The organism is Streptomyces sp. CB00455 (assembly GCF_001905445.1).
In the GTDB taxonomy this organism is placed as follows: domain Bacteria; phylum Actinomycetota; class Actinomycetes; order Streptomycetales; family Streptomycetaceae; genus Streptomyces.
Map to the genome: position 1 here is coordinate 202,759 of NZ_LIVQ01000002.1, position 15,107 is coordinate 217,865.

The 15,107-nt window shown below is 72.6% G+C and carries 11 protein-coding genes; 3 read left to right on the forward strand and 8 right to left on the reverse strand.

From position 1 onward, the window contains the following. Positions 1–172: 172 nt before the first annotated feature. The 5 genes from ilvC to AMK16_RS08400 all read right to left on the reverse strand — a co-directional run bounded on the left by ilvC (position 173) and on the right by AMK16_RS08400 (position 8,038). Positions 173–1,174 (reverse strand): ketol-acid reductoisomerase, encoded by a 1,002-nt coding sequence (ilvC, locus tag AMK16_RS08380; protein WP_073911189.1) that lies wholly within the window; start codon positions 1,172–1,174, stop codon positions 173–175. A 103-nt stretch (positions 1,175–1,277) separates the two neighbouring features. Further along, positions 1,278–1,802, reverse strand: coding sequence for an acetolactate synthase small subunit (ilvN, locus tag AMK16_RS08385; RefSeq protein ID WP_031150278.1), 525 nt, complete (start codon positions 1,800–1,802; stop codon positions 1,278–1,280). A 31-nt stretch (positions 1,803–1,833) separates the two neighbouring features. After that, a complete protein-coding gene (locus AMK16_RS08390) occupies positions 1,834–3,720 on the reverse strand; it encodes an acetolactate synthase large subunit (RefSeq protein WP_073911191.1) in 1,887 nt (628 codons plus the stop codon). Positions 3,721–3,924: 204 nt separating this feature from the next. Further along, positions 3,925–6,810 (reverse strand): putative bifunctional diguanylate cyclase/phosphodiesterase, encoded by a 2,886-nt coding sequence (locus AMK16_RS08395; protein ID WP_073911192.1) that lies wholly within the window; start codon positions 6,808–6,810, stop codon positions 3,925–3,927. A 274-nt stretch (positions 6,811–7,084) separates the two neighbouring features. Beyond that, the gene (locus AMK16_RS08400) at positions 7,085–8,038 is read right to left on the reverse strand and encodes a 2-hydroxyacid dehydrogenase (RefSeq protein WP_073913417.1); all 954 of its coding nucleotides are present in this window, start codon (positions 8,036–8,038) and stop codon (positions 7,085–7,087) included. 73 nt (positions 8,039–8,111) lie between these two features. On the opposite strand from AMK16_RS08400, the gene AMK16_RS08405 reads away from it, so the two are divergent. The 3 genes from AMK16_RS08405 to AMK16_RS08415 all read left to right on the forward strand — a co-directional run bounded on the left by AMK16_RS08405 (position 8,112) and on the right by AMK16_RS08415 (position 10,930). Further along, the gene (locus tag AMK16_RS08405; protein WP_073911195.1) at positions 8,112–9,119 is read left to right on the forward strand and encodes an aldo/keto reductase; all 1,008 of its coding nucleotides are present in this window, start codon (positions 8,112–8,114) and stop codon (positions 9,117–9,119) included. Positions 9,120–9,427: 308 nt separating this feature from the next. Continuing rightward, positions 9,428–10,708 (forward strand): PQQ-dependent sugar dehydrogenase, encoded by a 1,281-nt coding sequence (locus tag AMK16_RS08410; protein WP_079191409.1) that lies wholly within the window; start codon positions 9,428–9,430, stop codon positions 10,706–10,708. A gap of 42 nt (positions 10,709–10,750) precedes the next feature. Continuing rightward, positions 10,751–10,930, forward strand: a complete 180-nt coding sequence (locus AMK16_RS08415) for a DUF6191 domain-containing protein (RefSeq protein ID WP_073913421.1) — start codon at positions 10,751–10,753, stop codon at positions 10,928–10,930. Here the strand turns inward: AMK16_RS08415 and AMK16_RS08420 are convergent. The 3 genes from AMK16_RS08420 to AMK16_RS08425 form a co-directional block, all read right to left on the reverse strand. Beyond that, on the reverse strand, positions 10,893–13,958 hold the full coding sequence (locus tag AMK16_RS08420; RefSeq protein ID WP_073911199.1) for a helix-turn-helix transcriptional regulator: 3,066 nt from the start codon (positions 13,956–13,958) through the stop codon (positions 10,893–10,895). The genes AMK16_RS08415 and AMK16_RS08420 overlap by 38 nt on opposite strands. Positions 13,959–14,038: 80 nt before the next feature. After that, positions 14,039–14,209 carry a hypothetical protein gene (locus AMK16_RS36580; RefSeq protein ID WP_199885388.1) on the reverse strand — a complete coding sequence of 57 codons (171 nt, stop codon included), beginning with the start codon at positions 14,207–14,209 and terminating at the stop codon, positions 14,039–14,041. 214 nt (positions 14,210–14,423) lie between these two features. Beyond that, positions 14,424–15,053: a hypothetical protein gene (locus tag AMK16_RS08425; RefSeq protein WP_073911200.1), complete on the reverse strand. Its 630-nt coding sequence runs from the start codon at positions 15,051–15,053 to the stop codon at positions 14,424–14,426. Positions 15,054–15,107: the final 54 nt, after the last annotated feature.

Below are 15,107 nucleotides of genomic sequence, written 5' to 3' on the forward strand. Positions count from 1 at the left end.
GTCTATAAGCGCTGACGGGCCGGATTTCCGCCTGTACGGAAGGATCACCCTTCCGTGGTTGGCCGCCTTGGACAAGCGGGCGCGCCCTACGGCGCGTCGCGGGCCCTGGCGGCCGTCCGGCGGTGCGCGGCGCGGCCGGGGCGCGAGGGCCCCGGCCTCGCCGGTCACCGGATCAGCTCTCGCTGCTGTCGACCCAGCTCATGAGCTTGCGCAGCTTCTTGCCGGTGGTCTCCAGCAGGTGCTCCTCGTCGGCCTTCTTGTACTCGTTGTACTTCGGCAGGCCGGCCTTGTACTCGGCCATCCAGGTGTTGGCGAACTCGCCGCTCTGGATCTCGGCGAGGACCTTCTTCATCTCGGCCTTGGTGGCGTCGGTGATGACGCGGGGGCCGGTGATGTAGTCGCCCCATTCGGCGGTCTCGGAGACGGACCAGCGCATCTTCTCCAGGCCGCCCTCGTACATGAGGTCCACGATGAGCTTCAGCTCGTGCAGGCACTCGAAGTACGCGATCTCCGGCTGGTAGCCGGCCTCGGTCAGGGTCTCGAAACCGGCCTTGACCAGGGCGGAGGCGCCACCGCAGAGGACGGCCTGCTCACCGAACAGGTCGGTCTCGGTCTCCTCGGTGAAGGTGGTCTTGATGACGCCGGCGCGGGTGCCGCCGATGCCGGCCGCGTAGGAGAGCGCGAGGGCGAAGGCGTTGCCCGAGTGGTCCTGCTCGACGGCCGCGATGCACGGGACGCCGCGGCCCTCTTCGTACTGGCGGCGGACCAGGTGGCCCGGGCCCTTGGGCGCGACGAGGGCGACGTCCACGTTGGCCGGGGGCTTGATGAAGCCGTAGCGGATGTTGAAGCCGTGGCCGAAGAACAGCGCGTCGCCGTCCTTGAGGTGGTCCTTGATGGACTCCTCGTAGATCTCGGCCTGCAGCGGGTCCGGGGTCAGGATCATGATGACGTCGGCCCACTCGGCGGCCTCCGGCACGGAAACGACCTTCAGGCCCTGCTCCTCGGCCTTGGCCTTGGACTTCGAGCCCTCCTTCAGGCCGACGACGACGTCGACGCCGGAGTCACGGAGCGACAGCGCGTGGGCGTGGCCCTGGCTGCCGTAACCGATGACCGCGACCTTGCGGCCCTGGATGATGGACAGGTCGGCGTCGTTCTCGTAGAACAGCTCGGCCACTGGGATATCTCCTTGGTGCGCTGGTGTTGCACCCACCGTACGGCGGGGAACGGAATGTGAGTGTCTGGGTCTCGCCATGCGAGCCGGAGCTGGATCCGGCAGGTCAGGCGCTGCGGTCGAGGGCGCGCAGGCTGCGGTCCGTGATGGACCGTCCGCCACGTCCTATGGCGATCGTGCCGGACTGCACGAGCTCCTTGATACCGAAGGGCTCCAGCATCTTGAGCATCGCGCCGAGCTTGTCGGCGCCGCCGGTGGCCTCGATGGTGACGGCCTCCGGTGAGACGTCGACCGTCTTGGCGCGGAACAGCTGGACGATCTCGACGATCTGCGACCGGGTCTCGTTGTCGGCCCGCACCTTCACCAGGACGAGTTCGCGCTCGATGGCGTTGTGCGACTCCAGCTCGACGATCTTGAGCACGTTGACCAGCTTGTTCAGCTGCTTGGTCACCTGCTCCAGCGGGAGGTCCTCGACGTTCACGACGATGGTGATGCGGGAGATGTCGGGGTGCTCGGTGACGCCGACCGCGAGGGAGTCGATGTTGAACCCGCGGCGGGAGAACAGTGCGGCGATCCGGGCGAGGATGCCGGGCGTGTTCTCGACCAGGACGGAGAGCGTGTGCTTGGACATGTGAGGCGTTCTCTCTCTCGGCTCTCTCGGCTCAGTCGTCTTCGTTGTCGCCGAAGTCGGGACGGACGCCCCGGGCTGCCATGACCTCGTCGTTGGAGGTGCCGGCGGCGACCATCGGCCAGACCATGGCGTCCTCGTGGACGATGAAGTCGACGACCACCGTGCGGTCGTTGATCGCGTTGGCCTCGGCGATGACCCTGTCGAGGTCGGCCGGGTCCTCGCAGCGCAGGGCGACACAGCCCATGGCCTCGGACAGCTTGACGAAGTCCGGGACGCGGGTGCCCTTGCGGGGGGCGGTGGACTCGCCGAGCTGGGAGCCGACGGTCTCGTGACCGGTCTCGTCCGCGTGCAGGACGGTGTTGGAGTAGCGCTGGTTGTAGAACAGCGTCTGCCACTGGCGGACCATGCCCAGCGCGCCGTTGTTGATGATCGCGACCTTGATCGGGATGTTGTTCAGCGCGCAGGTGGCCAGTTCCTGGTTGGTCATCTGGAAGCAGCCGTCGCCGTCGATCGCCCAGACCGTGCGCTCGGGCATGCCGACCTTGGCGCCCATCGCGGCCGGGACCGCGTAGCCCATGGTTCCGGCGCCGCCGGAGTTCAGCCAGGTGCGGGGCTCTTCGTAGGCGACGAAGTGCGAGGCCCACATCTGGTGCTGGCCGACGCCGGCCGCGAAGACGGTGCCCTGGGGGGCGAGCGCGCCGATCCGCTCGATGACCTGCTGCGGCGAGAGCATGCCGTCCTCGGGCAGGTCGTAGCCCAGCGGGTAGGTCTCGCGCCAGCGGGTGAGGTCCTTCCACCAGGCGCTGTAGTCGCCGGCGTTGCCCTCGGTGTGCTCGGCCTGGACGGCCTGGATCAGGTCGGCGATGACCTCGCGGGCGTCACCGACGATCGGGACGTCGACCTCGCGGTTCTTGCCGATCTCGGCGGGATCGATGTCCGCGTGGATGACCTTGGCGAAGGGGGCGAAGCTGTCCAGCTTGCCGGTGACGCGGTCGTCGAAGCGGGTGCCGAGCGCGATCAGCAGGTCCGACTTCTGCAGCGCGGTGACGCCGGTGACCGAGCCGTGCATGCCGGGCATGCCGACGTGCAGCGGGTGGCTGTCGGGGAAGGAGCCGAGCGCCATCAGGGTGGTGCAGACGGGGACGCCGGTCAGCTCGGCGAGGACCTTCAGCTCGGCGGTCGCGCCGGACTTCATGACACCGCCGCCGACGTACAGGACCGGGCGCTTGGCCTGGCAGATGAGCTTGGCGGCTTCGCGGATCTGCTTGGCGTGCGGCTTGGTGACCGGCCGGTAACCGGGCAGGTCCAGCGCGGGCGGCCACGTGAAGGTGGTCTGCGCCTGCAGGGCGTCCTTGGCGATGTCGACCAGGACCGGGCCCGGGCGGCCGGTGGAGGCGATGTGGAACGCCTCGGCGATGGTCCGCGGGATGTCCTCGGCCTTGGTGACCAGGAAGTTGTGCTTGGTGATGGGCATCGTGATGCCGACGATGTCCGCCTCCTGGAAGGCGTCGGTGCCGATCGCCTTGGAGGACACCTGGCCGGTGATCGCGACGAGCGGGACGGAGTCCATGTGCGCGTCGGCGATCGGGGTGACCAGGTTCGTGGCGCCCGGGCCGGAGGTCGCCATACAGACGCCGACCTTGCCCGTGGCCTGCGCGTAGCCGGTGGCGGCGTGACCGGCCCCCTGCTCGTGGCGGACCAGGATGTGACGGACCTTCTTGGAGTCCATCATCGGGTCGTACGCGGGGAGGATGGCGCCGCCCGGAATGCCGAAGACGGTGTCGCACCCCACCTCTTCGAGAGAGCGGATGAGGGACTGCGCGCCCGTGACGTGCTCAACTGCGGCGGACTGCTGTCCGCCGGAACGGGGCCGCGGCTGCGGATGGTGGGCCCCGGTGGCCTGCTCGGTCATCGGCATTCTCTTCTCGAAGCTGAGGGTTTCACGAGGATTCGACTCTGTGCCAGTGCAACAAAAAACCCCTCGTGCCAGAAGGCAAGCGAGGGGAGCGCGTCGGGTGCGTTGAGCGGGGACATGCTGGTCCCGGCTTCAGCCGACGCGCTTTCCAAGTACGAGAATTCGGGTGCGCATGGCATTGACCCTCCCTCTGGCGGGAGGGTGATGTCAAGTAGGTGGGACGGGCGTCTCATTATGTGAGCCTCTGCGGGTGACCATCGAACCCCCGGGCGAACCACCGGCCAGGGCGGGTTGTACCGCCCCGCCCGGTACCGGGAACGTACCGCGCACGAGCGCGCGGCGCAGCCTGTATTCGTCGAGCGGGCCGGAGAAGGCCATCCCCTGGCCGTGGGTGCACCCCATGGCGCGCAGGGCCGTCACCTGTTCGGGGAGGTCCACGCCGTCTGCCACGGACTCCATGCCGAGGTCGTTTGCGATGCGCAACAAACCGGCGGTGATCTTGTGGAGGCGGCCGGACTCGACGACGCCTTCGACCAGGCCGCGGTCCAGCTTCAGCACGTCCACGGGCAGGCGGCGCAGCGCGCTGATGGCCGCGTAACCGCTTCCGAAACCGTCCAGGGCGATTCCCACCCCGAGGCGGTGCAGGGCCGCCAGGCGCCGCTCCAGGTCGTCGAAGGGCACCCGGGGATCGGAGACGGCCAGCTCCAGGACGAGCGCCCCCGAAGGAAGCCCGTGCCGGTTCAGCAGCGACTCGACGGACTGCAGGGGGACGGCGCGGTCCAGGAGCCGCTGGGCGGTCATCCGGACGGCGACGGGCACGTCGTGCCCGGCCCGGTACCGGTCGGCGGCCTGCTGCACGGCCTCCTCCAGCAGCCAGCGCCCGAGCTCGGCGGTGCGCGGGGTGTCGGGTGCCGCCGGGGCGGCGGGACCGGCCGCGCCCTCGCTGTGTTCGGCCACGCGGAGGAACTCCGCTGGGGTGAAGAGGATCCCCTGGGCCGAACGCCAGCGGGCCTGCGCCGCCACGGCCGTGACCTCGCCGGTGGCCAGCGAGACGACGGGCTGGTGGAGGAGGGCGAACTGCCCCTCGTGCAGCGCGGTGCGCAGCCGCCCGGCCAGCTCGGCCTTGCGCACGACCTCGGCCTGCATCTGGGGGGCGTACATCTCGACGCGGTCCTTGCCCCCCGCCTTGGCCCGGTACATCGCGAGGTCCGCGTTGCGCATCAGGTCCGAAGGGGTGAGGCCGGGGTCTGCGAAGGCGACCCCGATGCTGGCGGCGACCCGGACCTCGCTGCCGGCGATCCGGTAGGGCTGGGAGAGGGTGGTGCGCAGCCGGTCGGCGATCTCGTGCACCTGGTACTCGCGGGCGCCGCGGTCGCGGCTGCCGTCGCCGAGGATCAGCGCGGCGAACTCGTCGCCGCCGAGGCGGGCCGCGGTGTCCCCGGCCCGGACCGACTCCTGGAGGCGGCGCGCGGCCTCGACGAGCAGCTCGTCGCCCGCCTGGTGGCCGATGGTGTCGTTGACCGCTTTGAAGCCGTCGAGGTCGATGAAGAGCACGGCGGTGCTGTGGTCGCCCGCGCGCCGGCCGGTCAGGGCCTGGCGGACGCGGCGGGTGAACAGGGCCCGGTTGGGCAGGTCGGTCAGCGCGTCGTGTTCGGCGCTGTGCTGGAGCTGGGCCTGGAGCCGGACCCGCTCGGTGACGTCCCGGCTGTTGAGGATGAGGCCGCCCTGGTGGCGGTTGACGGTGGACTCCACGTTGAGCCACTCGCCGCCGCCTGACCTGAAGCGGCATTCGATGCGGGTGGTGGGCTCCTCGGTCTGGGGTGCGGCGAGGAAGCGGCGGACCTCGTGGACCACCCGGCCGAGGTCGTCCGGGTGGATGAGGGCGGCGAGCTCGGTGCCGACGAGCTCCTCGGCCTCGCGGCCGTAGACCCCGGCGGCGGCGGGGCTGACGTAGTGCAGGGTCCCGGTGGGTGCGGCGATCATGATGACGTCGCTGGAGCCCTGGACCAGGGAGCGGAAGTGGTTCTCCTTCTGGGCCAGCTCCTGGGTCAGCGCGATGTTGTCGAGGAGCATGATGCCCTGGCGGATGACGAGGGCGAGCACCACGGTGCAGCCGGTGAAGACGACCATCCGGTCGACCTTCCGGCCGTCGACGACGTTGTAGAGGATCCCGAGCGTGCACACGGCGGCCGCGAGGTACGGGGTCAGGGCGGGCAGTGAGCCGGTCAGGGGACGGCTGTGCGGCCGTTCCCCGCGCGGGGGCGCGACGGGCGCCGGCGGCTGCAGGCGCCCGGCGCCCCAGGGCGCGTAGGCGAGGAGCAGGGAGCCCGCGAACCAGCCGGCGTCGAGCAGCTGTCCGGACTGGTACTCCGCGCTCAGCAGCGGCGAGGTGAACAGCGCGTCGCTGAGCACGGTCAGGGCGAGCGCGGCGATGGCGGTGTTGACGGCGGAGCGGTTGGTCTCCGACCGCCGGAAGTGCAGGACCAGGACCATCGAGACCAGCGCGATGTCGAGCAGGGGGTAGGCGAGGGAGAGCGCGGCGCGCGGGACGCTGCCGGGGGCGCCGGACTGGGCGGTCCGTGCGGCGTGGGCCAGGGCCAGGCTCCAGGAGAGGGTGAGCAGGGAGCCGCCGATGAGCCAGGAGTCGAGCCCGAGGCAGACCCACCCGGCGCGGGTGACCGGGCGCTTGGCGAGGACGAGCAGGCCCACGATGGCGGGCGGGGCGAAGCAGAGGAAGGCGAAGTCGGCGAGCGAGGGTTTCGGCACGGCTTCGCCGAGGATCACCTCGTACCAGCCCCAGACCGCGTTGCCGCAGGCGCCCATGAGGGAGGAGAACGCGAACAGGAGCCAGGCCGGGCGTTCGCGGCTGTCGATCGAGCGGGCGTAGGAGTAGCAGGAGACCGCGGCGAGCAAACCGGCGGCGCTCAGTCCGAAGTCGCCCATGATCTCGGCTACTTCCTCGGACCCCCAGTTGAGGGCGGCGCCGACTGCGTACCCGCCGCTGACCACCGCGAGGAGCACCTGCATGGCCAGGGCCTTGCCGCCGCCCGAGAGGGACGGGCGGTTCAGGAGCGCCGCCCCCGGCGCGCTCACCGGTCCCCCTCGTCGGCTGGTTCCGGCGCACCCCATCGTCGTCGCCTCCGGCGGCTCTGCCGCGTCGGATCCTTTGTCCATTGGCCGTGCATCGCCCGTCGCCCCCAAAGTGTCCGATCACTCCCCGCGCCAGACGTTCGTGGCGCAGCCCCTTGGTCCGGACGATACACCACTTTCGTCACTCAGGGACATACTTTCTCTACGCTCCGTTACCACCAAGGGAGTTGCGCCCACAGAACGCATCCGAACGACTGCGGAGCGTACACATTACGGGTCACTCGGCGCCGGTGATCAGTACCGTGTGTTCCACCGGGTCCCCGGCGGCGAACCGGGTGAGCTGGCGGGCCAGCATCCGCTTGGCCCGCGGCTCGAACGCGGTGCTGCTGCCCCCGACATGAGGGGTGATCAGGACGTTGGGGGCGCGCCAGAGCGGGTGTCCGGCGGGCAGCGGCTCCGGGTCGGTGACGTCGAGCGCGGCGCGCAGCCGGCCCGACTCCACTTCCGCCAGCAGGGACCCGGTGTCGACGACGGGGCCGCGGGCGACGTTCACCAGCAGGGCGCCGTCCTTCATCCGGGCCAGGAACCCGGCACCGGCCAGCCCTCGGGTGGCGTCGGTCAGGGGGGTCGTGAGGATCACCACGTCCGCCTGCGGGAGGAGTTCGGGCAGATCGGCCAGGGCGTGGACGGGCCCCCGTGCGGTGGCGCGCGCCGAGCGCGCGACGCGGGTGACGCGCGCGCACTCGAAGGGCGCGAGCCGGTCCTCGACGGCCGCGCCGATGGACCCGTAGCCGATGATCAGTACGGACTTGTCGGCCAGCGCCTCGTAGACGCCGAAACGCCACTCCTCGCGGTCCTGGCCGCGGACCATGCCGGGGATGCCGCGCAGGGAGGCGAGGGTCAGGGTGAGGGCGAGTTCGGCGGTGCTCGCCGTGTGGACCCCGGCCGCGTTGCACAGCCGCACGCCCGGCCGCAGCGCGCCCACGCCGCCGAGGATGTGGTCCATGCCCGCGGTGAGGGTCTGGACGACCCGGAGGGCGGGCATGGCCGCCAGCGGGCGCACGGCGACCTCCGGGGGCTTCATGTACGGGGTGACGTAGAAGACGCAGTCGGCCGGATCGGCCGGGAAGGTCTCCTCTCCGTCCCAGCGGCGGTACCGGAAGGAGTCGGGGAGGCCCTCGACCTCGTCGGCGGGGTAGGGGAGCCAGACGTCCCCGGTCTGTGCAGTCATGATCACGAGGCTATGCCAAGGCATCCGGATCAAGCCGTTAGTTTGATTGCCGGAACGGGAGGGGGACGCACGGGTGGAGCGCAGGTCGATCGGGGCGGGAGCGCTGACGGTGGGCGCCATCGGGCTCGGGTGCATGCCGATGACCTGGGCGTACGCGCCCTCGCGGCGGGACGGAGCGCAGTCGCTGGCCTCCGTGCACACGGCGCTGGACCTCGGTTCGAACCTGCTGGACACCGCCGACGTGTACGGGCCTTACACGAACGAGTTGCTGCTGGGGCGGGTGCTGCGCGAACGGCGGTCCGAAGCGTTCGTTTCGGCCAAGGTGGGGCTGCGGGTGGGCGACCAGCACGTGGTGGCGGACGGGCGGCCCGGCTACCTGCGCAGGGCGTGCGACGCGTCACTGCGGCGGTTGCGGACCGATGTGATCGACCTCTACCAGCTGCACCGGGTGGATCCGGACGTGCCGGTGGAGGAGACGTGGGGGGCGATGGCGGAGCTGGTGGGCGCGGGCAAGGTGCGCTCGCTCGGCTTCTGCGCGCTGGGGGCGGGGGCCGGGCCGGGGGCCGGGCGGCGCGGGGACCGGGCGTACCGGACGACCCTGCGGCACCTGGACCGCATGCAGCAGGTCTTTCCGGTGAGCGCGGTGCAGGCGGAGCTGTCGGTGTGGTCTCCGGAGGCGGCGTGGCAGCTCCTGCCCTGGTGCGCGGCGCGCGGGGTGGGCCTGCTGGCGGCGATGCCGCTGGGCAGCGGCTTCCTGACCGGAACGCTCACGCCGGGCGAGGGTTTCGAGTCACAGGACGTCCGGGCCCGGCACCCGCGGTTCACGGCGCACGCGATGGCCTCGAACCAGACCCTGGTGGCGGGGCTGCGCCGGGTCGCCGGGCGGCACGGGCCCGGGGTCACGGTCGCGCAGGTGGCGCTGGCGTGGGTGCTGGCGCAGGGACCGCAGGTGGTTCCGGTGCCGGGGGCCGACCGGGCGCTGTGGGCGGCGGAGAACGCGCGGGCCGCGGAGGTGCGGCTGACGGCGGGCGACCTGGACGAGATCGCGGGCCTGCCCGGCGTGGTGGGAGCCTGGGACTGACACGGCCGGAGCGGGCGGTGGCGCGCGGGTGGCGCCCGGCGGGCGGTGCCGAGCGGGCGGCGCCCGGCGGGTGGTGCCGAGCGGGCGGCGCCCGGCGGGTGGTGCCGAGCGGGTGGCGACGGCCGTGCCCGGGTGCGGGACGCCGGCCGGTGCCGGGCCGGTCGGTCGTACGGTCTCGGGACGGTTTGGCCGGGCCGGGCCGGCCAAACCCACTCGATCGGGTGTACGACCGGCGGAACTTCGGTCACCTCCGCGGCTGTTGGGACAGGTGGAAGGGCAGGATCGCGGGAGCGGAAGGGAGCAGGGCGATGCGGTACGGGAGTTCTCCGGACGGGCGTCTGCGGGCAGGGCGAGCAGAGCGGGCAGAGCAGACGGGGCAGGCGGGGTACGGATTCCCGGCCGGGCGGCGCCGGGGCGTGCTGGCGGCGGTCGCGCTGGCCGGGTGCGGCGCCCTGTTGGCGGCGGCGTGCTCACCGGCGGGCGCTCCGGGCGCCGGGCCGGGGGGATCACCACCGGGCGCGGCCGTGTCCGGTTCGGTACCACCGGGCCCGTCGGGGAGCGCGTCCGCCTCGCCGCGGGCGGCCGGCCCGCCGGCCAAGGGCGCGGTGACGGTGACCGGCGAGGTGGCCAGGGGACTGGAGTCGCCGTGGGGCGTGGGTCCGCTGCCCGGCGGGGACCTGCTGGTCGCCTCCCGGAACAAGGGGACGATCAGCAGGGTCGCGGCGGGCTCGGGCGCGGTGACGGAGATCGGCGAGGTGCCCGGGGTGTCGCCGGGCGGGGAGGGCGGGCTGCTGGGCCTCGCGCTGTCGCCGTCCTTCGCCTCGGACCGGCTGGTGTACGCGTACTTCACCACGGAGTCGGACAACCGCATCGCGCGGATGCGCTATGACGAGCAGCGGCCCGCCGGGCAGCAGCTGGGCGCGCCGGACACGGTGTTCCGGGGCATTCCCAAGGGCCTCGTGCACAACGGCGGCCGGATCGCCTTCGGCCCGGACAAGATGCTGTACGCGGGGACGGGTGAGACCGGTGACACGGCGCTGGCGCAGGACCGCGCGTCGCTGGGCGGCAAGATCCTGCGGATGACCCCGGACGGGGATCCCGTGCACGGCAATCCGGAGCCGGATTCGGTCGTGTACTCCTACGGGCACCGCAATGTGCAGGGCCTGGCGTGGGATGCGGACAAGCGGCTGTGGGCGGCCGAGTTCGGACAGAACACCTGGGACGAGCTGAATCTGATCGAGCCCGGCGCGAACTACGGGTGGCCCGAGGCCGAGGGGAAGGCCGGCAGACCGGGCATGCGCGATCCGGTGGCCGTCTGGAGACCCGACGAAGCCTCGCCCAGCGGGATCGCCTGGGCGCAGGGGTCCGTGTGGATGGCCGGGCTCAAGGGCGAGCGGCTGTGGCGGATACCGCTGGCAGGCGCGGAGCCGGTGGCGCCGCCGGAGCCCTTCCTGGAGGGGCAGTACGGCCGGCTGCGCTCGGTGGTGGCCCTCGGCGGGGACAGGCTGCTGCTGGTCACGAGCGAGACGGACGGGCGCGGGTCGCCGCAGGCGGGCGACGACAGGATCCTGACGCTGACGGTGCGGTGACCGGCACGGCCCCCCGGGGGACGGCAAGGAGTGGTGGGCGCGGTGTCCAACAAGATCGAGGAACTGTTCGTCCCGGGACGCAGGAACACGGAGGAGGAGAGGAAGCGCCTGGAGCTGTCCCGGGTCGACGTCGATGACGGCGACCCGGGGCGGGGGCCGATGGACCTCGAATCCGGCCGGGTGGTCATACGCCTCGACGAGCGGACGCCGGCGGAGGGCTGAGCGGTCCGGACGGGGCGAAGAGCCTCAGCCGGTGGGCTAGGGCGGCCGCCTCGCCGCGGCCCGTGACACCCAGCTTGGCCAGGATGTTCGAGACGTGCACACTCGCCGTCTTCGGGGAGATGAAGAGTTCCTCGGCGATCTTGCGGTTGGTGCTGCCGGCCGCCACCAGGCGCAGTACGTCGCGTTCGCGGCTGGTCAGGCCGAGCGCCTCGACCGGGTCGGCCGGGGGTACGGGCGGGGCCGGGTGGGTGTCGGCGGGGGTCAGCGGGATCCGGGCGCGCTGCGCGAGCAGGGCCAGGTCCTCCCGAAGCCGGCGCGAGCCGAGCCGGTCGGCGGTGGCGTGGGCGTCGCGGAGCAGGGCGGTCGCCGGCTCCCGGTCGCCGCCGGCGGCCAGCAGCGCCTCGGCGAGCCGGTGGCGGGCCCGGGCCAGGAGGTACGGGCGCTCCAGCGGGCCGATGGCCGCTTCCACGGCGGTCCAGTCGGCGACGGTGTCCCGGGCCTCGGCCCGCAGCAGCTCGGCCCGCAGGTACTCGGCGTGGGCCGCCCAGAGGGGCACCGGAACGGCGAGCTGACGGGCGGCGGCGCGCAGCGCCTCCAGGGCTTCCTCCCGGCCCGCTTCGGCGGCGGGCAGGCCCCGGGCGTCGGCCTCGGCGGTGGCGGCGGCGAGGAGGAGCGGCCAAGCGTAGCGGTGCTGCCCGAGCGGGAATCCGTAGGCGATGGCGGCGCCGACCTCGGCGCGGACGTCGGCGATGCGGCCCTCGCCCGCGGCGACCCCGACGGCGAGGCGGTAGAGCGGTATCCGGTGCTGGGGCTGGGTGTCGTGTGTGCCGAAGTGGGCGTGTGCGGCGGCGAGTTGATGGGCCGCCTCGGTCTGCTCGCCGCGGGCCAGGGCGAGGTAGGCCAGCCGCGCTGAGGCGGAGCCCCGCGGGGCGGCGCTCTGGCCGACGAGCAGGGTGCGGCGGGCGGCCTGGGCGGCCTCGTCCCAGCGGCCGAGGTTGTAGAGGCTCTCCGCCATGTTGCCGCGCACCCAGGCCTCGGTGTCCAAAAGGCGCGATCTGCCGACGAGTTCGAGGCCCTCTTCGGCCAGTTCGACCGCTTCCCGGGACCGTCCCACGGCTTCCAGCTGGGAGGTGAGGTTGATGTGCGCGCGGCCCGCGAGCATGGTGAGGCCGAGTTCGGTGGCACGGTCCTTGACCGCGCGCAGCTCGGCGAACCCGGCTTCGTCGGCGCCGGAGTCGGTGAGCAGGCAGCCGACGGTGATCCGGGCGTTGAGTTCGATCTCCTCGGCGCCGACCATCCGCGCGTAGGCGACGGCGCGTTCGGCGGCGACGAGGTTGCCGGGGCCGGGGTCGTGGAGCATGCCCCAGCCCGCGGCCCGCACGAGTACCTCGGCGTGGACGTGGGACGGAGGCTGCCCGCGGACCAGTTCCTGCGCCTTGGCGATCTCCTCCCAGCCGTCGCTGCGGCCGAGGCCGGCGACCAGCCGGGAGCGTTCGGTCCAGAACCACGCGGCCCGCAGCGGGTCGGAGTCCTCCTGGAGCAGGCGCAGCGCCGTCTTGGTGATCTTCAGGGCGCGTTCGCGCTCCCCGCCGTAGCGGGCGGCGACGGTGGCCTCGGCCAGCAGGTCGAGCCGCCGGAGCGGGGTGGTGGCCGGGTCGCAGCCGCAGGGCGGGTACACGTCGGTGTAGTCCGCCGGGCGCAGTGACTCACGGACCTCCGCGGGAGCACTTTCCCACAGGTCCATGGCCCTCTCCAGCAGGCGCAGTTGCTCGGAGTAGGCGTGCCGGCGGCGGGCGGCCACGGAGGCGGCCAGGACCGCGGGCAGCGCCCGGGCGGGGTCGTTCGCGTGGTACCAGTGGCTGGCCAGGCGGATGACCCGTTCCTCGGCGCGGATGAGGGACCCGTCGGACTCCAGCGCCTCGGCGTAGCGGCGGTTGACGCGGGAGCGCTCGCCGGGCAGCAGGTCGTCGCTCACGGCCTCGCGGACCAGCGAGTGGCGGAAGCGGTAGCCGTCGCCGTCGCTGGTCGCGAGGAGGATGTTGGCGCCGACCGCGGCCCGCAGGGCCTCGATGAGCTCGTCCTCGGTGAGTGCGGCGACGGCACGCAGCAGCGGGTACTCGACGGTGGAGCCGCCTTCGGCGACGAGGCGCACCACGCGCTGGGCCTGGTCCGGGAGGACTTCGACGCGGACGAGGAGGAGGTCGCGCAGGGATTCGGTGAGCCCGGTGCGGCAGCCGCTGGCCCGTGAGGCGACGAGTTCCTCGACGAAGAAGGCGTTGCCGTCGGAGCGGTCGAAGACGGAGTCCACGAAGTCCTCGGCGGGCTGCGAGGCGAGGATGCCGGCGAGCTGGCGGCGCACCTCGGCCCGGTTGAAGCGGGGCAGTTCGATGCGCTGGACGGTGCGCAGCCGCTCCAGTTCGGCGAGGAGCGGGCGCAGCGGGTGGCGGCGGTGGACGTCGTCGGCGCGGTAGGTGGCGACGATGACGAGCCGGCCGCTGTCCAGGGTCCGGAAGAGGTAGGAGAGCAGGTGCCGGGTGGAGGTGTCCGCCCAGTGCAGGTCCTCCAGGACGAGGACGACGGTGTGTTCGGCGGCGAGCCGCTCCAGCATCCGGGCGGTGAGTTCGAAGAGCCGGGCGGTGCTCTCCTCGTCGTGCGGGCCGCGCGGGGTCTCGCCCAGTTCGGGCAGGATGCGGGCGAGTTCGTCCTCCTGGCCGGCGGCCGCGGCGGCGAGTTCCCCGGGGAGCCGGCGGAGCAGGAAGCGCAGCGCCGTCGAGAACGGGGCGAAGGGAAGGCCCTCCGCCCCGATCTCCACACAGCCGCCGACGGCGACCACGGCGCCCCGCCGGGCCGCCTCGCAGAGGAACTCCTCGGTGAGGCGGGTCTTGCCGACCCCTGCCTCTCCCCCGATGAGCATCGCCTGCGGCTCCCCGCCGGCGGCGCGGGTCAACGCGTCGGTGAGTACGGCCAGTTCGTCGGCTCGGCCGACGAACACCGGGCTGACAGATCTGGTCTCCACGTCGCCGAGCATCGCACAGACGTCCTGCTCCCCGGCACTCGTTATCGGTGCGCTGCTCATCACGTGCCCGTCCACGCGGTCGGCGTGGCCGGCTACGCGGCGCGGGCGAAGCGGCCGCGGTGCCCCCTCACCGACCCTTCGCGTTCGCGGCTGCGCGAGGAGGGGACGCGGCGCGCCTTCTCGGCCTCGCGGGCGAGCCGGTAGGCGTCGGCCTCGCGGATCAGGTCGGCGCTGCGGGCGGTGGCGATCTCGTACTCGAACATCTCGTACTCCCTGGTTGCGTTGCTCGGGCACCTCGTTCGGTGTGGTCCCAGCTTCGCGTCCCAGGGGGTACCGCCACATCGGTCGCATGCCGCATCTGCCGGGGGCAGGGGGCCTTAGTCCGGGGCCGGGGGTTTCCCGGGCGGGCGCGGCGGCCCTAAGGCAGTGCCTGGTGCTGTGACAGCACCAGCGCGGTGAACCTTCCCGGTCACAGCACTAGCCGGCCGCCTTGGGGATGGTGAGGAGGAGGTCGAAGTACATGAGGACGAAGAGCACGACGCCGAGGGCGCCGAGGGCGACGCCGGCCCAGGAGACGGACCGCACCCAGGCGGGAAGGGTGCGCTGGGGGGTGCTGAAGGCGGGGAGGGCCAGCACGAAGACGGCGACGAGCAGGGCGACCGTGGAGAAGACGCCGTTCACGAGCGCGGTGCTGTGCCAGGGGCCGGCGAACTGGGCGGCGATCTGGGCGTTGGCGTCGGCGCTCTGCGTCAGCTCCAGCCGGCCGGTGATGCTCGAACGCTCGGACACGATGCCGGCGACCCAGCTGCCGCTGAGGGCGACCAGCGCGAGACCGGCGGAGACGATCGCGGCGGCCGCGGATCCGACGTGGCCCGGCTCCCCGGTCCCGGCGCGGTCCTCGTCGTAGGCGTCGTCGCCCAGGTCCGCGTCCGTGAGCGCGTCCCCGTCCGTGAGCGCGTCCGTGTCCGTGAGCGCGTCCGTGTCCGCGTCCGTGGGCGCGGAGGCGATCCCGGCCTTGGCGGGCTCGGGGGTTTCGGCAGTGTCGGGGCCGGCCTTGGTGGTGTCCGCCTCGGCGGCCTTCGGGGCGGGGGTCTTCGTGGTGTCCATGCGGGGCACGGTAGGCGGACTGTCTGAGAGGTTCATGAGAAATCCGCCGGACCC